We start from the raw sequence: 22,875 nt of genomic DNA, 5'->3' as shown, positions 1-22,875 counted from the left end.
GACTTGCATGTATTAGGCACGCCGCCAGCGTTCGTCCTGAGCCAGGATCAAACTCTCATTAAAGTTTGTTAGCTCATTTGCTGGTCTTGCTTAAAAGTAAATCATTGACGTTTGTTTCGTTCAGTTTTCAAGGAACAAATTCTCTGTCGCTCAACCGGCGACTTTTACTATTATAAACACTTGTTTATCTTTCGTCAAGCATTTTTTAAAACTTTTTTGTTGTCCGCTTTTCGGCGGCGACAACGTTTATTACTATACCAAGCATGTCGGAAAGTGTCAATTCCTTTTTCGAAAGTTTTTTAGAAAAAATATCGAAGCCCATAAAACGCCAAGTTTTACGGGAAGTTTCCGGCTATCCCACTCTTTACTTTTTCAGGCATATCCTCTACTCGCCGCAGCATAGATATACAATAGGACAGGTTTGCAAGGAGGAGCTTGTATTGAACTTTTTTATTACATTAAACGGCCGCAGAGTGAAGCAAGGAGTATTAATTGTGCTGATCTCTCTCTTTACCGCGTTGCTCTTTTTTTCTCAATCAGCAGGAAATGCTTCCGTCTTCTCTGCAAAGGATGGTCCAAAAGCAATCTATAAGGGGGAAAAAGGAATTGCACTGACCTTTAATATCGGCTGGGGCGATGTGCAAGCAGCTCCTATATTGGATGTTTTGAAAGAGAAGGACGTAAGATCTGCGACATTCTTTCTCTCCGGCGCTTGGGCAGAACGGCATCCCGATACGGTAAAGCGGATCAAGAACATGGGGTATGAAATTGCAAGCCTTGGGTATGCCTATGAAGATTATACGGAAATTGAGGATTCGGCAATCCGCAGAGATATGGCCAGGTCGATTGAGGTTTTTAAAAAAATGGACATTAAAGATGTGAAACTGATTCGTTCGCCTACAGGAGATTTTGATAAACGCAGTCTCAATATTGCTAATCAATACGAATTGACCGTTGTACATTGGAGCATCAACTCGCAGGATTGGAAAAACCCCGGCACAAAGATCATCATTGAAACGGCTTCAAAAGCGAAGGACGGAGACATCGTGCTTCTCCATGCTTCTGATGCTGCAACCCAAACCGCCAAAGCTCTTCCTTCCATTATTGATTCTTTGCAAAAAAAAGGGGAGTTGGTGACCGTGTCAAACATGATTGCAAACGGAAAGGTGAAAACAACATTGGTCCCTTGATGAAGAAAAAAGCGAACCTCAGCGGTTCGCTTTTTTCTTCTTCCCCTTTCCTGCTGGCGCAGGCGGAGGAGTGGGGTGTCTTCTTTCCCTGTCTTCGGCGGAAAGCCGGTTGTATTTCGGCAGCATCAGGATTTGGTAGGCGTTGCAAACCAAAAGCGGGAAGATCATCAAATAAATCCAGCTCTCATCGTTTGGCCTAAGGACAGGCAGCCATTCGAGAATCGTCACGACTACCATGAAAAACAGCGCTGAAACGAATGTTGACCGGTTTGTCATTCTTGCTTTGAAAAAGGCAATAACAAGACCGAATGCAAGGATGACAATCGCCAGCATGATATATGGAAGCAGGTTTTCATCTTTCCCGGCAAATGCCTGGAATCGGAAATAGACGAGATCGAACAGAACAAATACGATAAGCACCAGTTGAACGGCATTCCAAAGGGAGATAGAACGGAAGATGCCGAGACCGAACTGATGGATGAAGAGATAAGCAAAGAAGCCGACTTGGCTGACTACACTGAAAATGAAGCCGACACCGACAAGCCAGATAAAGGTGGAAAAAATGGCTCCGACATTCATATTGGTAAAATACGGAGAAAACTCTCCCCAGCGAATAACAAAGCCGAGGATGCCGGTAATAACCCCGCCCAGAATCAGCGAATTAAATAAAAACTTTATTAAATAGCGAATTGACACTTTTACGACTCCCCCAGTAGCTGAATGTTCATATCAAACCGATTTTATCAATGTTGTCCCGAAAAATCCATGTCAATGGGATAAGTGCATAAATTCTTCACAAAGTTCCATATTAAATATATAGAACATTGACTATGGAAAGGAGCGTTTTCCATGAAAAAGGGAGTTCTGCTGCTCCTGTTTTTATCTTTTCTATCACTAACTGCCTGCGGGGGCAACGAGTCAGGCACCCCGAAGATGGATTACGACCAGACAAAAAAGATGGTTGTCGATATTTTGCAAACCGATGATGGCAAGAAGGCGATTAAGGATTTGATGGCCGATGAAGAAATGAAGCAGCATATCATTTTGGATAACACCGCAGTCAAGGATGCAGTTGAGCAAACGATCGTTTCCGATAAAGGCGAAGAATTTTGGAAGAAGGCGATGGAGGATCCGAAATTCGCCAAGTCTGTCGGAAAGAGTCTCAAAAAAGAACATGAACAGGTGATGAAAGACCTGATGAAGGATCCACAGTACCAGGGCTTGATGCTCAACATTATGAGCGACCCGGAATACCAGAAAGAAGTAACGAAAACACTCAAAAGCAAAGAGATGCGGCAGCATATGCAGGAGATTGTCGGAGATACGATGGACAGCCCGCTTTATAAGGCAAAGATTGAGGATATCCTGCTGAAGGCGGCTACGGAAATGAAAGAGGGAAAGAAGAAGGACAAAGAGAAAAAAGACGACAGCGGCGGAGCCGGGGGCAGCTGATGAGAGAAAAGAGATGGCGCAGGAGTGCGCCATCTCTTTTTATAGAATGTCTGCAATTTTTGCTGCAATCTGTCCGTATATCCTGCCGGTTCTGTGTTCCTCATCATAAACGGAGGGAGCGAAGTCTTCCTCGTTCCAGTCAGGCTGCTGTAATGGCAGTTTCCCCAGAAGAGGTGCTTTCAGTTCCTCAGCAAGCTTTTCTCCGCCGCCTCGGCCGAAAACATATTCCTTTTCGCCGGTCAATTGACTTTCAAAATAAGACATATTTTCGATTACGCCAAGAATTTCATGGTTCGTCCGCAAAGCCATAGCACCAGCTCTGGCAGCGACAAATGCAGCAGTCGGATGTGGAGTCGTTACGATGATTTCCTTACAGCTTGGCAGCATCGTATGCACATCAAGCGCGACGTCGCCCGTACCTGGCGGAAGGTCGAGCAGCAGATAATCGATATCCCCCCACTCCACTTCAGTGAAGAAATTGTTCAGCATTTTTCCGAGCATCGGCCCGCGCCAAATAACCGGAGAGTTGTCCTCCACAAAGAAGCCCATAGAGATCACTTTTACTCCGAATCTCTCTACCGGAATGATCTTGTCCCCGCGCACTTGCGGCCGGTTCGTAATCCCCATCATATCCGGAACGCTGAATCCATAAATATCGGCATCGATCAGGCCTACCTTTTTACCCATCCGGGCAAGGGAAATGGCAAGGTTTACTGAGACAGTCGATTTTCCGACGCCTCCCTTACCGCTCGCAATCGCGATGAATGCTGTCTTGCTTGACGGCGAAAGGAGCGTTCCTGCCCCTTCTTCCGGCAGGTCTCCCGCAGCACGGTGCTTCTCCAGCTCTTCTTCCGGAAGCGGAGCAAAACGGATGCCCACAGTCGCAGCGCCGGCATGCTTGAGCATGTCAACAATCTTTGTCTGCAGCTGCAGCTGCTCCGGCGTCCCTGTTTTCGCCAGACCGATCTTAACGCTTACATGAGACTTCTCTTCTTTCGTCTTAATTTCCAAAATTCCATTTGTTTCTTTCAATGTTTTATGTAGAAAAGGATCTTTAATTTCTTCAAGTAGTTCTCGAACCTGCTGTTCTGTCAACAGTCCGCACCCTCTTTCCTCACTGATATTGTCTACTCAAGTATACCATATTTTCACTCTTATGAAGTCATAGCCGCTTTTCTAAAAATAGCAGGGGGCAAAACCTCAAAACGGCTTTGCCCCTTCTCTTCATTCCATTGTCTTTTCCTCAGTAAAATAGCGAAGTACTCCCCGGTAGATGGCTGCGGCCACTTTTTCCTGGTAGCTTTCACTTTTTAAATTCTGCCGCTCTGACGGATTTGACAAGAAACCGATTTCGACCAGTGCACCCGGCTTCTCTGCATGCTTAATCAAATACACATTCTGTATGATTTTTGCCTCGCGGTCGGTATTCTCTAGGCTGACCCGCATCTCTTCCTGGATGAACTTCGCTGCCCGCTTGTTCTCTGCTATATGAGGAGAATAAAATACCTGCGCTCCTCGCCAGCGGCTTGATGGGATGGAATTCAGATGAATGCTTAAAAAAAGGTCTGCTTCCGATTCATTGACGATCTTCAGACGGTTGCGCAAATCCTCCGTTTTTCTCCGGCTGTAGCCGCGTACATCCGGCTCCGCCAGGTCTGTATCCGTCTCCCTCGTCATCAGTACAAGGGCTCCCTGTTCCTGGAGATAGTCCCGGAGCGCATGCGAAACACTTAGCGCAATATCCTTTTCCAAGGCCTCCTCGCTTCCTGCCCCCCCATCCGGACCGCCATGACCGGGATCCAGATAAATGATCTTTCCTGCAAGGGGGAGATTCCATGGTTCGAAGGAGTCCTTTGGAACAAATTGAAATTGTATGATCAAAAATAGAACGGCAACGCCTATTGCAAACAGAGAGAACTTCCATTTTTGTCCCATACGGCATCTTCCCTTCACACTTGTCTCAAAGACAGCATATGGGACAGCCCCGCCATTTAGAACGGACAATCAATGGAGACGAAGCTTACGGTGCCGTTCACCTATTTTAAAGCCTTCTTTCCACCAATAATCGACAAAGTGGGAGCATGCAGCAAAGGTGGTTTCTTTCAAGTTAGACTGTTCAAAATCCCAATACAGCCAAAAGTGGTATAGTGTGTCGATAAAATGCTCCCTTTCCTCGCGACAACGGATCTTTACTTGATCCGCCGACTCTCCGTAAAGAGAGAACCGGCTGTAAAGGCCCCCGTTCAAGTATGCCTCGATCGCCACATCCATGCATGCTTCTTCAAGATTTTCATTCATACCGGCAAGGCCGATCCTCTGCTCATTAAAATGCAGTAAAACACTTTTTTTCAATGACTGGATGGACAGGTCATGGAGAAGTTTTTTCTCATGATTCAACTGCTTTTTCCTTCTCCTATCCTCAAAGGTAGTCACATTATTCACAGCCAGGCTCCTCTCAGAAAAGCTGGGTAAATAGACCCATTTTACATTGCGTGCATTTTTCCGGCCAACGCTAAATCTTTGCCATTTTCCCGGAAACCCTTGTCAGTTCTCGTTTCATAGCATGCCCAATCACGTCTCTTTCTTGCAAAGAAGAATAAATGTCGAAAGTTGTCAAAAATTAAATTATTTTGTGGAATATTGGCAGTCTTTTCTAGCGGAAGTATAATTAGGCGAAAAGTCTTGATGCAATGTAAACATAAAGAAAGTTGGTGCTTTATTGAGGTTAAGTGTAGGCAGAAAGTTGTGGTTGGGCTTTATCTCCCTTCTCTTATTGACAGTATGCGTCGGGGGATTAAGCAAAATGTCGCAAGCACGTTTAGCTGAGGAATATCGATTTTTACTTGATAACATTGAGGTGAAAGTCGATTTGGCGAATGAATTGATCCGTTTGCAGGAGAAGGAGGACAAAGCGCTCCGAAGCTACCTTCTTTTTGGATTTAGTGATTACACCACCGTTATGGACGAGAGCAATGAGCAGTTCGAGGCAAACATCAAAAAGTTGAAACCCATGCTTGCCAATAACAAAAACAGCCAACTTTTGGATGAAGTCATCTCTGTAAAAAAGCTTTACTATGAGAAGTCACGGGAAGCTGCAAAAAAAGTGGGAAATGACACTGACCAAGCCAAAATCCTCACTCTGCAGGCAAAAGAAGACAATGACTTGCTGAAAGAAAAGTTTGAAGAGTTAATAAATAACGAGGAGACAGAATTAACAAAGGCGCGAAAAGAGCTGGACACATTCGAGAAGGCTACAGGTACCTTCCTCCTTTCTCTCACAGGAGCAGCGATAGTGATTGGGATGATCATTTCTTTTGTTATAGCGAGGTCGATTGTCAGCCCGGTAAAAAAGCTGACGACAGGGATCAATCAGGTAGCTGCCGGAAACATCGCACTCTCTCCGATCAATGTGAAAAACAAGGATGAGATTGGAGAGATGGCAACGGCTTTCAACTCAATGGTCACAGACCTGAATTCGGTGATCAGCCAGATGGATGGATCAGCCGTCCAACTAGCAGCCCAATCGGAAGAATTATCCGCCAGCACAGAAGAGAGTATGGCATCCAGCCAGCTCGTTGCTCAAGCAGCGGAAGCTCATATGAGGGGCAGCGAGCAACAGCTTGCTATTGTCGAGTCCACCATTCAGGCAATGGATACTGTTTCATTGCGGGTAAGCAAAATCTCTGTGGACAATGACCATTTGATCGATTCCACTGTAACGATGCAAAAGGAAATACATGAAGGTTCCTCGGTAGTGAATCAAGTTTCTGAACAGATGAAACAAATTCACAGCACAATTGCCGAATCTTCCTCCATCATGAATGTGATGGCCGATCACTCTTCAAGGATCCAGAAGGTCACAGTTTTGATCAGCGAGATTTCAGAACAGACAAATCTGCTCGCGCTGAATGCAGCCATCGAAGCGGCACGCGCTGGAGAGAGCGGCAAAGGCTTTGCCGTCGTCGCGGATGAAGTGCGGAAACTAGCGGAACAGTCAAAGCTTTCCGCAGCCGAGATTGAGCAGCTCGTGAAAAGGATCCAAACGGATGCAAAAGAAGCGGCATTCTCCATCCAAGGCGGAAGCAAGCAGGCCGAGGAGGGGTTGGCAGCATCGCAAAAGTCGCTTGATGCTTTCAAAAAAATCGAAGACTCAGTTCGGAATGTGGCGGAAATCACTCAAACAGTCGCCGCCTCAATCGAAGAAATCGACTCTATGACGTCTAACGTATCCACGGGAGCGGCTGAAATCCGCAAATTGGCAGCTGAGGCCGCAAGCGGTGCCCAGGAAACAAGCGCAGCGACAGAAGAACAGCTTGCAACCTCGGAAGAAATTTCATCAAGCACTGAACAATTGGCTTCATTGGCTGAGTCTCTGCAGTCACAGGTAAAACGATTCAGCCTTTAAGCACAGCGATTCTACGTCAGCCGAAATCGAAAAGGCCCTCCTTCCAAAACGGAAAGGGGGGCCTTTTTTAAGTAAGCTTGGAAATAAAGTGTGTTGCAATCGAAAAATACACGACCAAGGAAAAGATGTCATTCACCGTCGTAATGAGCGGTCCTGACGCAACGGCTGGATCCAGCTTCAATTTATATAGAAGCAATGGAATGACGGTTCCTGCCAATGTACCCAAAATCAGCGTCATAAACAGCGAACATCCGACAACCATTCCTAAGTAAATATTTCCTTGCCAGACAAAAGCGATAATGGATATGAGCAGGCCGCATGTTGTCCCGATTAGCAAACTTACCCAGAATTCACGGACAACGAGCTTGAGAACCGTTTTTGCGTTCACTTCATTTTCTGCCAATCCCCTTACGACAACAGCCAACGACTGGGTGCCTGTGTTCCCTGTCATCCCGGCAATGAGCGGCATGAAAAACGCCAGTGCCACTACCTTATCCAATGTTTCCTCAAAGCTTGAAATAATGCTGCCCGATACAAGCCCAATAAATAAAAGTGCAATTAGCCAAGGTAAACGTCTGTATGCTGCGACAAACGGCTTCGTATTAAAATCGATTTCCTTGCTGGCTGTGGACAGCTTACCGTAATCTTCGCTCGCTTCACTAATTACCGCCTCGACCATATCATCGAAGCTGATAATCCCAACCAAATGACCCGCATCATTCGTTACAGGCAGCGCGGTAAAGTCATATCTTTTAAGCAATCTTACAATTTCATCGCGCTTTGTTCCGACCGTGACACAGATGACCTGTTTAAGCATAATGTTCTTTAACAGTTCATCCGGCTTTGCTAAAATCAAGTCCCGATAAGGAACGGTACCCGAAAGACGCCCTTGGCCATCAACAAGGTACAGGTGGTTAATACTTTCCGTATATAAGGCAAGCTCCCTAATTTTTTCGATTGCATCCTTGACCTTACACTCCGCACTAATTGATACAAAGCGGTTCGTCATTAAACTTCCGGCTGTATTCTCCGGATATCCCATCATTTTACGGACGTAATCGGCACTCGCACCTTCCATTTCGGAAAGGAATGTCTTCAGCTGGGCTTTGGGGAACTTCCTCAAAAGCCTTGTAACCACAGATGTGTCAAGCAGAGCGAGGACTTTATTCGCCTTTTCAGGACCTATTTTGCCCAATAGTTCAAGCTGCTGTATTGAGTTCAACTTCTGCAGCATACTTGCAAGCGTATTTTCATCTAAATGATGCAGCATGCCTCCCGTATGCCGGTCCGGGATACTTTGGAAAACAGAAACCATATCATACGGCCGCATCTCTGAGAAAATTTCGTCCACTTCGGCGTATTTTTCTTCCTTCAACAAGTCGATGATCGCCAACGTCTGTGTTTCTTCTTCGCTTTTCTTAACCAACTCCTTGTCACACTCCTTCCTCTTATGGCTGCCGCTATCAAACGACCCAATATATATTGTTACTCTATAGCCTACTTCACCGTTTCCCAAACTAACGACCTAAAACCACAGCATGAAGCATCGAAAAACCACAAAAAAAGACCCCTGAACTTCAAGTTCAGAGACCGAATGAAATGTATAGCACCGCTCAGCAGCCAAAACCTTTCCGCACCTATAGTGAATAATTGAGCTGATCAGCGGATAACATCACTAACCATACCGCTCATCGTTCTCATAATCTCACTTTCAGACACTACTGGTGTATCCCCTACAGTAGTATGAGAAAGCATGCTTGAGACCGCTGCAAATTCGACTGTTTTTTCGTTCGGAAATTCCTGGATCAGCCCATGGACAATTCCGGATGTGAACGCATCTCCTGTGCCAATCCGATCCAATACCGAAAATTCCTTAACAGCAGAAAAGGCAAATTGCCCGTCTTTATATATATATCCCAGTAAGGAGTGGGATTGTTCGTTAAGAATCGTTCGATGAGTTCCTGCAATCACTTGAATATGAAAACGCTCCGCAACCTGGGGAATGAGTTCAATCAATTGCTCTTGCCGAACTGTCTTTTTTGTGTGCATACCCAGCAGATGAATGGCATCCCTTTCGTTCATCATGACGATATCAGCCAAATGAAGCATATCCTCATAGTGCTTCCTTGCCGCTTCATATCCATTTTCTCCCCAATTCAGCGGTCTGAAATTGCAATCAAATAGTACCATGCCGCCTTCTTCCTTTACATGCCTGGCCAATGTCTTCATCTGCTGCCGGACTTCGTCATTCATTGATAGACTTATACCGCAAAAATGGGTGAGATCCATTTGCCTTGCAGCGTCTTTAAATGGGTAGGAATCGATTGGCGCATTATTAAAGCTGCTTTCGCTTCTGTTAGAATAGGTGACGCGGCTTGGCCTAAGGCCGAAACCATTCTCAAGGAAATACATCCCCACCCCGCTCCCGCCCCGCTCGATAAAATCAGGACGGATCCCCAGCTTCTGCAAATAGGCGGCGGCAGCGTCCCCTACTGCATTATTTGGCAAAGTGGTCATAAGGTGACTTTCATACCCAAAACGCGAGAGGGCAGATGCGATATTTACACCTGTACCTGAAAACGTATAGTGCAAAGTGTTTGCCTGTTCCAATAATTCATAACCAGGAACCTGCAGCCTCATCATTACTTCACCGAATGCCAGGATTTTTTTACTCATACGCATCCACCAATCTTTTCATTACATCTACCAGTTTACGAACATCAGAAACTCGTGTTTCTCCTGTCGCCTTGTCGATAATGGAGGAATACACATGAGGAATGACCCGCGGAACATTCGCTTCTAGAGCAATCCGGAGAATTTCCTCAAAGTTTTCGAGGTCCAGTCCGCCGGTCGGCTCCAGGCCAAACTTTTCTTCTCCGCAAGCTTTTGCAACTTCCCGGTATTCATCCAAGCATTCCGTCCCTTTCATAGGAAAAAACTTGATGGCATTTCCCCCCATGTCCTTTATAAGAGCAATTGCAGCCTTGACCGGTACAATTCCCTTCTCTTCGATGTTTCCACTGTTAACCCCGGTTGAAATGTTGACAAAACCAGGTCTTCCCGTCGGGGATACAAGAGCGTTGATCCAGCACTCTTTGCTCTCCGCATTCGCTCTTGTCAGGCCGACGGCCGGAAACACCTGATTGATATGTGCACCTTGATAAGACTTTACAATTTCACCGACTACCGCGGATTGCCGACTATCGCCCCCTCCAAGACCGATTGAGACAGCATCGCCGATCGCCTCACCGTATTCTTTCATCCCTGCGGCAGCTGCTTGTACATCCGGATAATCTTTTGACAAAACCCCAATGACCACCCAGCCCTCAGCAGCCTCATAAACCTTCTTAGCGTTTTGGATACTGTTCGCAAGAACATTAAGGCCGGCCCGTTCTTTATACAAAAAATTATTCAGCTCTGCCATTTTCGATCCCCCCTAGAATTTCCTGCATTCTTTGTGTAATGACAGCGATATCATTATTTTTTAAGGAACGCGGATCTATATCAAAGAAACCTTGTTTTGTTCCATAGTCTCTTGTGTAAATTGCAGGGTTTCCATTTTGCAATTGGCCAGCGACAAATTCAGCATTACACTTGGCAAGCGTTGGATCAATCTGAACCCTGGCCCGGAATATTTTCCTGCCTGCCTCATCTTGGACGATGGACACTCGCACGCCTTCCAGCTCTTCCAGCGGCATCAGCAAGTGGAGCATTTCCTTCTCCCTTTCGCTATTGTCCTGCTTGTTTTCGTACTCGTCGAGTGCTTGCAGAAGACCGAATACGGACTCTTTTCCGACCTTCATGCTGCGCCCAACCCCGTGGAGCTGAACCTTTAGCCAGTCGATATACTTCTTCTTGCCTGCCACAATGCCGGACGTCGGCCCTTCAAGCGCTTTCGAGCCGCTGTAAATGGCCAGGTCAGCGAAACTTGCATAAAACCGGAGATCCTCTTCGGCCGCAGCATCAACAATGAATGGAATTTGTGCTCTCTTCGCTACCTGCCATGCATCCTGAACGGACAGCATGTTCTTTTGTACACAGTGATGGGACTGGACATACAGGATTGCCGCTGTTCTTTCACTTATACATTCTTCCAGATGCTTCGGTTTTCCTTCATTTGCATAGCCTGCCTCGACAATTTTCCCTCCACCTAAAGCGATCATCGTTTCAATCGGTGCGCCGTATTGGACATTATGCCCTTTCATAATAATCACTTCATTATCTAAAATAGGCTCCTGATGGAGGCGTAAGCTCGCCCGCTCCTTCCCTTTTGTCACAACAGCAGCTACAGATAGGGCAATTCCGCTTGAGGCGGAGTTTACAGCAACTGCAGCTTCCGCCCCCAACTTCTCAGCTATGTACGTACCAGCCTTATCAACCAGATCGGCCATCTCGACATAATTCTGTCCTCCGGTTTTCATTGCTTCCATTACACTGTCGGTAGGAGCAGACACGCCAAGAATGCTCATCCTTCCGCTCGCATTGACTACCTGCTTCAACCCATATTTAGCATTCAATGAACTCATTTTTAATGACCACTCCTTTTGGTATGATTATTTTTTCCCCTATACGAACCTTGCCTTCAGAATCAATCAGTTCAAACGCTTGATCTGCTACCTCAAATATCGTTAAATTAGCCAGATGTCCTTCTTCAATCCGGCCAAGCTCCGGACGCTCCAGCCATTTTGCCGGTTTATCCGTAACCGAGCTGATTACTTCCTCCAATGTGTAACCTAATGCTAAAAATTTCGAGAGCACGAGACCCATGTTGAATACCGGGCCGCGCAGGCGGTTTTGCCGGTAAATATCTGTACTGATGGTTCCAAGTGGTATGTTCTCCGCTTTGGCCCTTTCCGCTGTTGCAAATGAAAAGCTTGCTGTCCCGTGTCCTACGTCAAGCTGAACCCCCCTGGATAACGCCTCTCGCAAAGCAGGAATCGGATGCCCGTCATCATCTAAAATGGAATTGCTTTTGCCATTCAAATAGTGAGTAACGACATCCCTGTCTTGCAGAAGAGGAAGAATTTCACTAAGTTGCGGAGGAGCTGATCCAATATGAACCATAAGAGGAAGCCCGCTTTCACTGGAGAGCTCCCTGGCTTGATATAGTGGTTCGATACCCTGTTCACCAACGACACTTGCGCTCATCCTTGCCTTAAGGCCGACGATGAAATCCGGATATTTGTCAATTGCCGCGAGCGCTTTCCGTTTATCGATCCAAGCAGGGTCGGACAACTCATCTACCCGCCGCAGACCGATTCTTGAAATATTCAACAACGCAAAGACGTTTGTCATACTGTTCTCTGCCTTCGTGTATAATTCACTTATCGCATCCGCCCCACAGCTTCCCGCGTCCACAATCGTAGTGACACCTTGGTTTACACCGATCTTGTCGATTTCATCACCGTAAGGATGCAGTTTGTCCAGCGCATGAACATGCAAATCAATCCATCCGCTGGAAATATACATATTTGAACAGTCGATAGCCTGACTATCACTCATTGAAAAAGCTTTCCCTATCTTTTTGATCCGTCCTTCCTCTATTAAAAGATCTACAGATTTTCCATTCAGCAACAAGGCATTGGACAGCACGATTCCAGCCATCTCTGTCACTTCCCTTCAAGCACGGGTAATTTTCTAATAATTCAGTTTGGACGGTTGACTATTCTGCAATTCACGATATACTGGTATAGACATATAGTTGTATATTACGAATAGTATAGACTTATAAAAGGAAGAGAGCAATTCAAAACTGGTTTCACTTTGAAAGATATCGGAATGATCGGTCTCTTTCAATCTAATAAAAAAGGAGGAAGATGGATGGTTCTGTTTAGTCAAAGAAGAGAAAGACGGTTCATTATGATTGCGCTTACAACATTGATCATTACTATTCTAATTATGGCCTCATTTCAGTCAAGTGCGCAAGCATCAGGAAAGGAAGATTATAAAGTAGTAGGCTACTATACTTCTTGGGCTCCTCCAAAGAACTTGGATCCCAATAAATTGACCCATATCAATTATGCTTTTGCGGATGTTTGCTGGGAAGGAAAACACGGCAATCCGGAGGTATGGGTGGCCGAAGGGGATCAAAACACTTGGTCATGCAGAGGCCAGGGCGGAGAAGTCATTGACGCGCCAAACGGCACAATCGTCCTGGGTGATCCGAAGTTGGATACCGACAAGTTATTCCCCGGTGATACAAAAGAACAGCCATTTGCCGGGAGTCTGAATCAACTTGTGAAAATGAAGGAAGTAAACCCCGATTTAAAAACCCTGATCTCTGTAGGCGGATGGAACTGGTCTGTGAACCTGTCTCTTGTTGCCGGATCGAAAGAGACAAGAGAAACATTCGCAAAATCTGCGGTCGACTTTATTCGCACCTATCAGATGGACGGACTTGATCTCGATTGGGAGTATCCGGTCAGCGGCGGGATGGCGAACAATCATAACAGTCCTGAAGATAAAGTGAACCACACTCTTCTGCTGTCTGAAATCCGGAAAGAATTGGACAAAGCAGGAAAGGAAGACGGAAAAGAATACTTACTGACAATCGCTTCAAGCGTAAGCTTCTCATACTTGGATAACAATGAACTTGAGAAAATCGCTAAAATCGTTGATTCCGTCAATATCATGACATATGATTTCAACGGCGGCTGGTCAGAGACAAGCGCACACAACGCTCCGCTATACGAGGATCCAAAAGCTCTTGAGGCTGATGTCCATCCGCATAATGTAAAGGCGGCGGTCGAAGGCTTTCTGAAAAACGGCGTACCTGCCGACAAAATCGTCCTAGGGATGCCTTTTTATGGACGTGCCTGGGGTGGATGTAACGCAGAAAATGGCGGAAAGCTTATCGATAACGGAGGTTACCAAAAATGCACCTCTGGAAAAGCAGGCGGAAACTTGGAGCCAGGCATGTACGACTTTAAATACTTATCAGAAAACATGATCAACAAAAATGGCTATGCCCGCTATTGGAATGAAGAGGCGAAAGTACCTTACCTTTACAACCACAAAAATGGCGAGATTGTCTCTTATGATGATGCTGAATCCATCAGCCATAAAGTTGATTATCTGAAACAAGCAGGATTGGCCGGGGCAATGATTTGGGAGGTTGGCCAGGATGACAGCAAGAGCACACTCCTCAATACGATCTCCTCGAAGCTTGGTCTTCCAGCCCATAAAGAAGACGGCAAGGCTCCGGAGCAATACAAGGAAACAATCAAATCAATCATTGAAAAACTGCAATCCATGCTATAAACAAAAAGAAGATGGCTGCGGAAATCATTCTTCCGCAGCCATCTTCTTTGTTCATATTTACTCTTCAAAGTGCCTGAAGCTTCTTATATCGGAGAATTGCCCCTTTTAAATGGCCTTTTTCCTCCTCAATGAACTCCTCCGCCTCTTCCAAGGTCGAACCGGTGATACCCATGAAAATGGCAGCCTTCAAGTTTTGATTTGCAGCCATTAACAGCCGGCTTGCTTCCGCATCCGTAACTTTTACGAGTTCGACAATGGTCTGTTCGGCCCGCTTATATAGTTTCTTATTGATGATTTGCATATCGACCATCTGATTCTCATACACCTTGCCGAGTTGAATCATTACACCTGTCGAAAGCATATTCATAACTGTTTTCTGTGCTGTTCCTGCCTTCAGCCTGGTGGATCCTCTGATCACTTCCGGCCCTACAACTGTTTCAATGGCACAGTCACTCAATTGTGAGGAGAGCGTATGATAGTTGCAGCTTATTGAAATGGTAACACCGTTTTTTTCATTCGCATAGCGAATTGCGGATAGAACATATGGGGTTGAGCCGCTTGCCGTAAGGCCTATCAGTACATCATTTTCATTAAAATGATAGCGGTCAAGTTCTTCATATAAATTTTCATCGTCCTCATGCTCTTCAAGCGGCTTCCACATGGCTTCATAACCGCCGGCAATCATGCCGGTCCAGCGAGAGCCATCAATTGAAAAAGTCGGGCCTAATTCAGCTGCATCCAGCACACCGATACGGCCGCTCGTTCCCGCGCCAACGACAAAGACTCTGCCCCCCTTATTCCACTGTTCGACAATAAGGTCGATAGCCCGTGCAATATCAGGCAGAGCCTGTGCTACCTGATCATGCACTTTCTTCTCTTCTTTTAGCATGAGATCTACAATCCCCTCAGATTGCAGCTCATCAATATGCTTCGTATGTTCATTGACTTTTTCAGTGAAAACAATTGTCCTCGTTCTATCCAACTTTACCCCACCTCATCTGTCAGAATCTCTTCAAGTCAATCATAAATTTATAGCGATCTGCCCGATAGGATGATTTGACGACCTCAAAAACGGTGCCGTCCTCAAGGGATGTAGCACGCTGCATAAGGAGTATAGGCGAGTTCTTCCCAATCTCCAAATACATCACCTCTTCTTCGTTTGCGATGGCTGCTTCAATCACTTGAACGCCGCCGTCAATTCTCATTTGCAGATGCTTTTCAATATGTTCATATAACGAATTTTTTACGATTTCCTCATTTAGTCCTTCGATTGTCTTAGTTGATATATAGGTCCTTTCCAATGCCATTGGCGTGCCCTCAGCAAGACGGATTCGTTTCACCTCATAAACAGGATCCTTTTCTTCGATTCCTAGTTGTTCTGCAAGCTTCTTATCTGCAGGGACAATTTGAAAACTTAATAGGTTAACGCCCGCTTTCATGCCACGCGCCTTCATATCTTCTGTGAAACTGGTCAACCCTTGCAGTTTTTGTTCCAGCTTCTGTTCCATGACAAAGGTTCCTTTTCCCTTCACACGGTATAGAACCCTTTCATTAACTAAGTTCGTTATTGCCTGTCTAACTGTCATTCTGCTGATTCCATACTTCTCTCCGTATTCGCGCTCTGAAGGGAGAAGATCTCCGGGGTTTAAATGTCCCTTTTCAATTTGCATTTTTATATTCTTTTCTAATTGAAAATATATAGGAATTGGGGAATTTTTATCAATCAATGGTCTGTTCTCCTCTCGGCCTTACAATATTTTAACAGTGTAAAGCGTTAATACAAATATGTATTAATATTATCACGTTATGGTCTAGCCAGCTATACCTAATCGAGGTTTATTTGATTGTCCATCTTGGCCAGAGACCGTCGATAAATCTGGTAGTAACTGAAAAAGTTAAAATACGCAAGGACAGAACCCAGAAACAACACGAGCAATGCTGGGTGGAGAGCATACAATAATGATGTGAAAACCCCAGAGGCCACCAATAAACCAATTGTGTAATGGCTATATCCGATAGCCATGAGCAAGCACTTTTTTAAAGAAGAAAACAACCCTAATGAAAAATGAACGGTATCCGAAAAAAAGTAACCAATAAAGGTTAACAAAAACCCTGTTAGCAGCAGATACACATAAAACAAGGGTGAACCTGTCTCTGTAGGGAGCAACGTAAAATTCACTACCCAGAAAATCAAAAGTGGGGTAAGAAGAAGACCCCCAGCCAGGCTTCTGCGATAATTCTCCCTATAGAACCTCCAGTAAAGGGAAAGCATGCCTCCCTCATAGCGGCCCATCACTTTCTTGCGGATGACCCCATACATGGCTGCTGTTGCAGGCATGAGAACAAAGGGTGCCAGGACTGCAATAACGACCAACTGTGTATACAATTCCTGTTCGGATCCGGCAAATAACAGACCGGCAGAAAAATACAGGATCGGTGCGTTAAAGACCATCCAAACGATATTAACGAGCCAAAAAAACATGACTTGCTCAGAAAGCGAAAAAAGTTTCCCCACAATACCTGATAAGCCCACTTGATGTCTCTCTCCTTCATGTTTAGCTGAGTCTTCATCAGTTCATAAAGGGTATCCCAAAGAGTAGATGGGATACCCTTCCATTCCTATATTACTTACCGCTCATCTTCTTCAAGTTCGCCTGCCACTTCTCTGTTTGGTATTCCAATAGCTTTTCATGGCCCAAGTTCTTCGCATTCTTTGCTGCGTTTGCAAGAATCTTTTCTACTTCTTCCTCACTCTTGGCATGAAGCGCCTGTGCTCTTGTCTCCTCTGCAATGTCATTTATACTCTGCAAAATTCTTCCTTCATCGGTTTCTGGCAGAGGGTTGATGTTTTCAAATTCTGTAGCGTTTAACTGCGTCTTCCAAGTGATTTCATATTGCCAGTGAGTATCCCACTTACGTTGCTCCATTGGAAGAGTAGCGGTGAACTTCGCTTTTGCCGAATCAAGGAAGTTAGAGTTTCCATTCCACTGGAAGTTCGCTGTATCTGCGTCAACTTTTGCTGCACCTTCAGCATCTTTTACGTAATCCTCTGTAAATTGCGGCAGTCCTTCTTCATCAAATCCATCCCAATACTTCCCTGGAGGGCCGAAAATCAATGATGATTGTCCTTCAGGTCCAGTCAGCCAGTCGAGGAAAGCGAAGACTTTTTCTGGATCTTTGGCACTTGTCGTGATAACACTTACATTCCATCCCATCATGCTGAAGTCGCCCGGATAAATCTTATTTTTATCCAAACCTTCCTTGGCAATCGGCCAAATATAGAAGTAACCGCTGTCCGGATCTTCCTTGATCATATTGTAGTGTCCTTCGCTCGCCAGCTCTGTAGGGCTCGAAGAAGAATAGACAGCCACTTTTCCGCCTACAACCTTTGCTTCTACCATATCTTTATCCTGAGTCAATGTATCTTGTGAAATCAGCTTTTCACGGAAGAGCTTATTCGCATATTTAAGTGATTCAACATAATCTTTATCCTCGAAAATCGATGTAAGTTTATTGCCGTTTGGCACTGCATGGTAACGGATATCATTAATTGAGTGCCCCTCTTTGAAAGCAGAGTACAATGTTTTGATTCCTGCTCCTTCAACATGTGTCTCAAACGGAGTTACATCAGGAAATTTTTCTTTGACAAGCTTCAAATATTCATATAAATCATCAGTCGTTTCAAGTTTCGGAGAGCCCAACTCTTCATAGATCCCTTTGTGTACAACGTAGCCGGCATTGCCAAACGGCTTAGAATTATACCAGTTCGGGAACTGATACAGTTTTCCATCTTCTGAACGGAGCATGTTCAGGCCTTCTTCTCCAAACCATTCCTTCAGATTCGGATATTTATCCAAATAGTCATCAAATGGCACCAGGACGCCGCCTTTGCGCAATCTTTCCACATCAGTTCCTTTGTCCGTCCAGATAAAGTCCGGCAATTCCTTACTTGCAATCATAGTGCTCAGACGTGCTTCTGCATTACCGCCGGCATCAATGGCTGTGACATTTACCTTCTTGTTTTCCTTGATCCAAGCAGTTGAAATATCCTCACCCCATGGATCCATTGTATACCAGTCATAGTTGCCGAACATGGTGATATCGAGTGGCTCATCGCCCAGAACAAACGGCTTGCCTTCTTCAGCAGATGGCTTATCTTTCCCCCCATCATTGTCTTTTGGCGCGCTTCCAGCCTCTTCACCTTTTGAGCAGCCCGCCGCTAAACCAAGAACAAGAATCAGCGCGGCAAACAAAAGCCAAAACTTTCTCTTCATCTTCACTCTTCCCCCTTAATGCATATTTAAATATATTTAAAGCTTTCGCTTCAAACCGGATTTATTATTCTTTCAGCGAGCCGATCAAAACACCCTTTACGAAGTATCTCTGAACAAAAGGATATACCATAATGATCGGGATGGTTGCCACCATCATGATGGCCATCGAAAGCGATTTTCCAGTTACAGTGGTCAGTCTGGCCATATGGGAGGCAGCACCTGCATCAAGCTGGCCCATTGACTGGCTGACGGTGTTCGCATTCAAAACCTTCTGCAGCAGTGTCTGGATGGGGATCAGATTCTCCGAGGTGATATAGATGCTTGGGAAGAACCAATCATTCCAGTGGAAAACTGCCGTAAATAGGGACAGGGTGGCAATAACCGGACCTGAAAGCGGCAGGACGATCCGGAAAAAGATACCCCAATGGCCACACCCGTCAATCTTTGCAGATTCTTCAAGCCCTACAGGCAATTGTTTAAAGAACGTTCGGAAAATAATCATATTCCATACTGATATAAGTGTCGGAATGATCATTACCCAGAATGAGTTCATCAGGCCGAGACCGCGGATAAGCAGGAATGTCGGAATCAAGCCGCCGCTGAAGAACATCGTGATGATCAGAAACACCATGAAGTAATTGCGGCCGATCAGCTCCTTCTTCGACATCCCATATGCCAGCATCGCAGTTGCCAGCACTGAGAGCACAGTACCTATTCCTGTTCTCAGGATCGAAATAAAGAAAGCGTTAACAAGTCTTTTATCTTGAAAGACCAGCTCATAATTTGCCAAGGTGAAATCCCTCGGCCAGAAGGTAATGCCTCCAAGCATCGTATCTTGTCCACTGTTAAAAGAAATGACAAGTGAATTCCAGAATGGATAGAAGGATACGAAGGCAAGCAATGCCAGAAATGTATAAATGAACACCGACATCACTTTATCGCCAAAGCTCATTTTCATCATCGTATATGGACCTCCGTCTTATCTTTTCTCACCATAGGCTATTCCCGCTTCTTCTGGCCAGCTGATTTGCGATTGTCAGCAATAATACACTGATTACTGCTTTAAAGAGCCCAACGGCCGCGGCGTAAGAATAGAGAGAGTTGCTTATCCCCACGCGGTATACATATGTATCAATAACATCTGATACCGGCCTGAGCACCGCATCCGATCCGAGCAAGAGCAGATCTTCAAAACCTGCGTTCATCAAGTTTCCGATTTCGAGGATAAAGAAAATAATGATGATCGGCATGATGGATGGAATCGTGATCAGGAAGATTTGCTTGAGCCTGCCTGCACCGTCAAGAGCGGCGGCCTCATATAATTGCGGATCAACTCCTGCGATTGCAGCGATATACACAATGGAAGAAAAGCCGATTGTTTTCCAGAGATTCGTAGCGATAATGACGGTCCAGAAATATTCGGGTATTGACAAGAAACTGATTGGCTCGTCTATCAATTTCAGCTTCTCAAGCAGGATGTTCATACTGCCATTATCCGTGGCTAAAATCGATGTGGCAAAGCCGGCGACGATTACCCACGATAAGAAGTGCGGTAAATATGTTATCGTCTGCACAGTCCGTTTGAACATCATATTTTTGACCTCATTCAACATGAGAGCAAGAATGATCGGCGCCGTGAAGCATATCAGCATTTTCAATCCGCTTATGACGAGCGTATTTCTCAAAATTTCCGGAAACCTTGCATCCGTAAAGAATGTTTTAAAATGCTTTAGGCCGACCCATTCACTTTTCGCCATACCTTCAAAAATATTGTAGTCCTGAAATGCCATCAAGACTCCGTACATCGGGATGTAATTGAAAACGAATACAAAAATCAACCCGGGTATTACAAACATTTGCAAATCGAACTGTTTAAAATAACGTCTGATCAAGCTTTTCTTCCGCTTTTCCTCCAGATGAGGAGCCTCCAGCGGTTTGTTTACTTCGACCTGCTGCAACAATGATCCCTCCGTTCCCCCTAATTTCTTTGTTGACTTGTCATTAAGATGACTATACCAGCAGTCTTTTGAAATTGTCAACACTATTTAAAATTTTTGCAGTTTTTGTTCTCTCTTGTAAGAAAAGGCATATCATAGGCATTAATGCCTGAATTTAGAATATTTTAATCTTTTCGGTTGACTTGGATGAATTTTCAGTTTAATTTAGTGACAAAGGCGGGCAATTTGTCGAAAGGGAGGTATAGATAACTAGTAAACTATATCCATCGCCTGTCTAATAAATGACAAGGGAGATTGTAAATGGCAACCTACTTACCTAAACAAAAATTTATACTGGTACTCTTTGCTTCCATTATCTTGGCAGCGCTTTCAATGGCATTTGTATCCAAGGCATCTGCCCATGGTTATGTTACCTCTCCAGAAAGCAGGGCAGCTCTTTGTGCAAAAGGCGTCAATAAAGACTGCGGAGCAATCGTATACGAGCCTCAAAGCCTTGAAGGACCAGGGAACTTCCCTTCTGCCGGCGTGCCGGATGGGAAGATTGCCAGTGCAGGCGGCGCTTTCCCTAAGCTTGACGAACAGTCTGCCGATCGCTGGTCTAAAGTAGCGATGAAGAGTGGTCAAAATACGTTTACATGGAAAATAACTGCAGCACATGCAACAGAGAAGTGGGATTACTATATTACGAAAGCAAATTGGGATCCTAACAAGCCCCTTAAGCGCTCGGACCTTGAGCTATTTTGCACGGTCAACGATGGCGGAAAAAGACCTCCGTTCGAATTAAGCCATACTTGTAAAGTGCCTGAGCGTTCTGGCTATCATGTAATCTTGGCTTACTGGGAAGTATTTGATACAGCGAATGCTTTTTACAATGTAATTGATGTTAACTTTGATGGATCAAACCCTGCTCCAAATCCAGAACCGGAAGTGCCAGTTGATCCAGAAAATCCAGGAGATGGCCCTGCGAACTGGAATGCTTCAACCGTTTATCTAAAAGGTGACAGAGTCACATACAACAATGCAGTCTATGAGGCGAAGTGGTGGACACAAAACGAAATACCGGGCAAAGCAGATGTCTGGTTGCTCGTTTCCGGCAGCACATCTAGCAGTACAGGAGTGGACACCGGCTTGTACGCTTGGGACAGCTCCAGAGCATATGTAAACGGGTAAACACCTGGAAGTACTCCAAAAGCGAACCCTATATGGGTGTCATCAAAACCTCTTTATGGTGCAGATGCACAACAATTAAAAGCAAGGCGCCGAGCTGGCGCCTTGCTTTTGTTATGGTCGGTTTGTTCTATCTATGACCTTTACGCAAACGGGCCTGCTGACCGAGATGCTCTCGTCTGTTGCCTGAAGAGAGCCGTCCTCTCGAATCTCTAATACATTCAAACTATTTGAATGTTCATTTGCGGCAAGAATGTGCTTTCCGTCCGGTGTAACTGCGAAGTTTCGCGGCCATTCTCCGCCGGAAGGCGTGATTCCGATGAGCTCTAATGTCCCATCCTCGCCAATGGCAAATGCTGCAATCGAGTGATGCCCGCGATTGGAGCCGTATAAAAAGGACCCGCAAGGTGCCACATGGATATCCGCACAGTAATTTTCGCCCGAAAACCCTTCAGGCAGCGTGCCGACCTTCTGAATGCATGCCATGTCGTCTTTTTCTTCGTTAAATCGGTAGACTATAATAGATGAATTCAGCTCATTTATTACATAGACGATCGGAAGGCTTGGGTGAAAGTCAAAATGCCGCGGCCCTGTCCCGCTACCATTGCTGACTTCTTTTATTGAAGTTAATTCGCCTTTTTCTTCGTTAAATTCATAGAGGTATAAACTGTCCATCCCCAAATCTGCCGCCATGTATTTATTGGTGCCCGGCACATTTCTGAGGGAATGCGGATGGGACTCCCGGCCGCGTGATTCCGCCTGTTTCGAATAATCCTTCACATCAGTGGCATCCCCGATTTTTCCGTCAGCGAGTAAGCGCTGGATAATCATGCTCCCTTCGCCGAAGTTTGCAGTGAACAGATATCCCGCCGGACTTGCCTCGATATAACAGGGAGCCCAGCCTTTAGCAGGCTGTCTGTTCTTTTCTGCCATGCTGAAATCTTCAAAACCGATCTGAAGGCTGACCGTTTCGCCTTCTTCTGTTTCACTGACGGCATACAACCAGTCCTCTGACGGGTGAATATCTAGGAATGATGGATTGGCAATCCCCGAGAAGGAAGCCCTTTCGGTGAATCTGCCGGTGGAGTCAAAATTATACCAATGGATCAGCTCTTCCTTTTCATCGCCATAACATCCGATAAAAATATCATATTGTTGATTTGCCAATT

21 protein-coding genes and 1 rRNA gene are annotated in these 22,875 nt (G+C 45.3%); 5 read left to right on the top strand and 17 right to left on the bottom strand.

What is annotated here, in order from left to right; genetic code table 11:
* Positions 1-63, bottom strand: a 16S ribosomal RNA gene (locus AC0TWI_RS14965); the annotation flags it as partial.
* Between the two features lie 377 nt (positions 64-440).
* Between AC0TWI_RS14965 and AC0TWI_RS14960 the strand changes: the two genes are divergently transcribed.
* Positions 441-1,190, top strand: a complete 750-nt coding sequence (locus AC0TWI_RS14960; RefSeq protein WP_488127139.1) for a polysaccharide deacetylase family protein — start codon at positions 441-443, stop codon at positions 1,188-1,190.
* Between the two features lie 18 nt (positions 1,191-1,208).
* Here the strand turns inward: AC0TWI_RS14960 and AC0TWI_RS14955 are convergent, their stop codons facing one another.
* Positions 1,209-1,886 (bottom strand): KinB-signaling pathway activation protein, encoded by a 678-nt coding sequence (locus AC0TWI_RS14955; protein WP_488127138.1) that lies wholly within the window; start codon positions 1,884-1,886, stop codon positions 1,209-1,211.
* Between the two features lie 153 nt (positions 1,887-2,039).
* Between AC0TWI_RS14955 and gerD the strand changes: the two genes are divergently transcribed.
* Positions 2,040-2,642 (top strand): spore germination lipoprotein GerD, encoded by a 603-nt coding sequence (gerD, locus tag AC0TWI_RS14950; RefSeq protein ID WP_488127137.1) that lies wholly within the window; start codon positions 2,040-2,042, stop codon positions 2,640-2,642.
* Positions 2,643-2,681: 39 nt separating this feature from the next.
* On the opposite strand, the gene AC0TWI_RS14945 is transcribed toward gerD, so the two are convergent.
* The 3 genes from AC0TWI_RS14945 to AC0TWI_RS14935 form a co-directional block, all read right to left on the bottom strand.
* The gene (locus AC0TWI_RS14945) at positions 2,682-3,740 is read right to left on the bottom strand and encodes an Mrp/NBP35 family ATP-binding protein (RefSeq protein ID WP_488127141.1); all 1,059 of its coding nucleotides are present in this window, start codon (positions 3,738-3,740) and stop codon (positions 2,682-2,684) included.
* Positions 3,741-3,866: 126 nt separating this feature from the next.
* Positions 3,867-4,577 (bottom strand): N-acetylmuramoyl-L-alanine amidase CwlD, encoded by a 711-nt coding sequence (cwlD, locus tag AC0TWI_RS14940; RefSeq protein ID WP_488127136.1) that lies wholly within the window; start codon positions 4,575-4,577, stop codon positions 3,867-3,869.
* A 69-nt stretch (positions 4,578-4,646) separates the two neighbouring features.
* Positions 4,647-5,084, bottom strand: coding sequence for a DUF2521 family protein (locus tag AC0TWI_RS14935; protein WP_488127135.1), 438 nt, complete (start codon positions 5,082-5,084; stop codon positions 4,647-4,649).
* Positions 5,085-5,445: 361 nt separating this feature from the next.
* On the opposite strand from AC0TWI_RS14935, the gene AC0TWI_RS14930 reads away from it, so the two are divergent.
* Complete coding sequence (locus AC0TWI_RS14930) at positions 5,446-7,047, top strand: methyl-accepting chemotaxis protein (RefSeq protein WP_488127134.1); 1,602 nt, start codon at positions 5,446-5,448, stop codon at positions 7,045-7,047.
* Positions 7,048-7,114: 67 nt separating this feature from the next.
* Here AC0TWI_RS14930 and mgtE read toward each other — a convergent pair whose 3' ends face one another.
* From mgtE to AC0TWI_RS14905, 5 genes are all read right to left on the bottom strand, one after another.
* The gene (mgtE, locus tag AC0TWI_RS14925) at positions 7,115-8,473 is read right to left on the bottom strand and encodes a magnesium transporter (RefSeq protein WP_488127133.1); all 1,359 of its coding nucleotides are present in this window, start codon (positions 8,471-8,473) and stop codon (positions 7,115-7,117) included.
* Positions 8,474-8,706: 233 nt separating this feature from the next.
* The gene (locus AC0TWI_RS14920; protein WP_488127132.1) at positions 8,707-9,723 is read right to left on the bottom strand and encodes a sugar kinase; all 1,017 of its coding nucleotides are present in this window, start codon (positions 9,721-9,723) and stop codon (positions 8,707-8,709) included.
* Entirely contained in the window at positions 9,716-10,471 is a 756-nt protein-coding gene (gene dagF / locus AC0TWI_RS14915) for a 2-dehydro-3-deoxy-phosphogluconate aldolase (RefSeq protein WP_488127131.1), read from the bottom strand. The genes AC0TWI_RS14920 and dagF overlap by 8 nt, the downstream gene beginning before the upstream one ends.
* Entirely contained in the window at positions 10,455-11,573 is a 1,119-nt protein-coding gene (locus AC0TWI_RS14910) for a DgaE family pyridoxal phosphate-dependent ammonia lyase (RefSeq protein ID WP_488127130.1), read from the bottom strand. The genes dagF and AC0TWI_RS14910 overlap by 17 nt, the downstream gene beginning before the upstream one ends.
* On the bottom strand, positions 11,554-12,660 hold the full coding sequence (locus tag AC0TWI_RS14905; protein ID WP_488127129.1) for an amidohydrolase/deacetylase family metallohydrolase: 1,107 nt from the start codon (positions 12,658-12,660) through the stop codon (positions 11,554-11,556). The genes AC0TWI_RS14910 and AC0TWI_RS14905 overlap by 20 nt, the downstream gene beginning before the upstream one ends.
* Before the next feature lie 207 nt (positions 12,661-12,867).
* Between AC0TWI_RS14905 and AC0TWI_RS14900 the strand changes: the two genes are divergently transcribed.
* On the top strand, positions 12,868-14,307 hold the full coding sequence (locus tag AC0TWI_RS14900; RefSeq protein ID WP_488127128.1) for a glycoside hydrolase family 18 protein: 1,440 nt from the start codon (positions 12,868-12,870) through the stop codon (positions 14,305-14,307).
* Positions 14,308-14,371: 64 nt separating this feature from the next.
* Here the strand turns inward: AC0TWI_RS14900 and murQ are convergent, their stop codons facing one another.
* The 6 genes from murQ to AC0TWI_RS14870 form a co-directional block, all read right to left on the bottom strand.
* Positions 14,372-15,289, bottom strand: coding sequence for an N-acetylmuramic acid 6-phosphate etherase (gene murQ, locus AC0TWI_RS14895; protein ID WP_488127127.1), 918 nt, complete (start codon positions 15,287-15,289; stop codon positions 14,372-14,374).
* Positions 15,290-15,308: 19 nt separating this feature from the next.
* Positions 15,309-16,034: a GntR family transcriptional regulator gene (locus tag AC0TWI_RS14890; RefSeq protein ID WP_488127126.1), complete on the bottom strand. Its 726-nt coding sequence runs from the start codon at positions 16,032-16,034 to the stop codon at positions 15,309-15,311.
* Positions 16,035-16,132: 98 nt separating this feature from the next.
* Positions 16,133-16,840, bottom strand: a complete 708-nt coding sequence (locus AC0TWI_RS14885; RefSeq protein WP_488127125.1) for a YesL family protein — start codon at positions 16,838-16,840, stop codon at positions 16,133-16,135.
* A gap of 91 nt (positions 16,841-16,931) precedes the next feature.
* A complete protein-coding gene (locus tag AC0TWI_RS14880; protein ID WP_488127124.1) occupies positions 16,932-18,581 on the bottom strand; it encodes an extracellular solute-binding protein in 1,650 nt (549 codons plus the stop codon).
* A gap of 64 nt (positions 18,582-18,645) precedes the next feature.
* A complete protein-coding gene (locus AC0TWI_RS14875; protein WP_488127123.1) occupies positions 18,646-19,542 on the bottom strand; it encodes a carbohydrate ABC transporter permease in 897 nt (298 codons plus the stop codon).
* Positions 19,543-19,570: 28 nt separating this feature from the next.
* Complete coding sequence (locus tag AC0TWI_RS14870) at positions 19,571-20,539, bottom strand: ABC transporter permease (protein WP_488127122.1); 969 nt, start codon at positions 20,537-20,539, stop codon at positions 19,571-19,573.
* 300 nt (positions 20,540-20,839) lie between these two features.
* Here AC0TWI_RS14870 and AC0TWI_RS14865 point away from each other — a divergent pair, with 300 nt between their 5' ends.
* Positions 20,840-21,709: a lytic polysaccharide monooxygenase gene (locus AC0TWI_RS14865; RefSeq protein WP_488127121.1), complete on the top strand. Its 870-nt coding sequence runs from the start codon at positions 20,840-20,842 to the stop codon at positions 21,707-21,709.
* 111 nt (positions 21,710-21,820) lie between these two features.
* Here the strand turns inward: AC0TWI_RS14865 and AC0TWI_RS14860 are convergent, their stop codons facing one another.
* The gene (locus tag AC0TWI_RS14860) at positions 21,821-22,873 is read right to left on the bottom strand and encodes a lactonase family protein (protein WP_488127120.1); all 1,053 of its coding nucleotides are present in this window, start codon (positions 22,871-22,873) and stop codon (positions 21,821-21,823) included.
* Between the last annotated feature and the right edge of the window lie 2 nt (positions 22,874-22,875).

This window comes from Lederbergia sp. B243.17 (assembly GCF_057657925.1).
The sequence above is the reverse complement of the archived record's forward strand: the minus strand, read 5'-3'. Positions and strand labels throughout refer to the sequence as shown.

What these genes read in the sequence shown, in the direction of transcription:
- cwlD (WP_488127136.1), bottom strand. Translation starts at nt 4,577, where the DNA reads ATGGGACAAAAATGGAAGTTCTCTCTGTTTGCAATAGGCGTTGCCGTT.
- AC0TWI_RS14920 (WP_488127132.1), bottom strand. Translation starts at nt 9,723, where the DNA reads ATGAGTAAAAAAATCCTGGCATTCGGTGAAGTAATGATGAGGCTGCAG.
- gerD (WP_488127137.1), top strand. Translation starts at nt 2,040, where the DNA reads ATGAAAAAGGGAGTTCTGCTGCTCCTGTTTTTATCTTTTCTATCACTA.
- dagF (WP_488127131.1), bottom strand. Translation starts at nt 10,471, where the DNA reads ATGGCAGAGCTGAATAATTTTTTGTATAAAGAACGGGCCGGCCTTAAT.
- AC0TWI_RS14880 (WP_488127124.1), bottom strand. Translation starts at nt 18,581, where the DNA reads ATGAAGAGAAAGTTTTGGCTTTTGTTTGCCGCGCTGATTCTTGTTCTT.
- AC0TWI_RS14930 (WP_488127134.1), top strand. Translation starts at nt 5,446, where the DNA reads ATGTCGCAAGCACGTTTAGCTGAGGAATATCGATTTTTACTTGATAAC.
- AC0TWI_RS14900 (WP_488127128.1), top strand. Translation starts at nt 12,868, where the DNA reads ATGGTTCTGTTTAGTCAAAGAAGAGAAAGACGGTTCATTATGATTGCG.
- AC0TWI_RS14910 (WP_488127130.1), bottom strand. Translation starts at nt 11,573, where the DNA reads ATGAGTTCATTGAATGCTAAATATGGGTTGAAGCAGGTAGTCAATGCG.
- AC0TWI_RS14875 (WP_488127123.1), bottom strand. Translation starts at nt 19,542, where the DNA reads ATGATGAAAATGAGCTTTGGCGATAAAGTGATGTCGGTGTTCATTTAT.
- AC0TWI_RS14865 (WP_488127121.1), top strand. Translation starts at nt 20,840, where the DNA reads ATGGCAACCTACTTACCTAAACAAAAATTTATACTGGTACTCTTTGCT.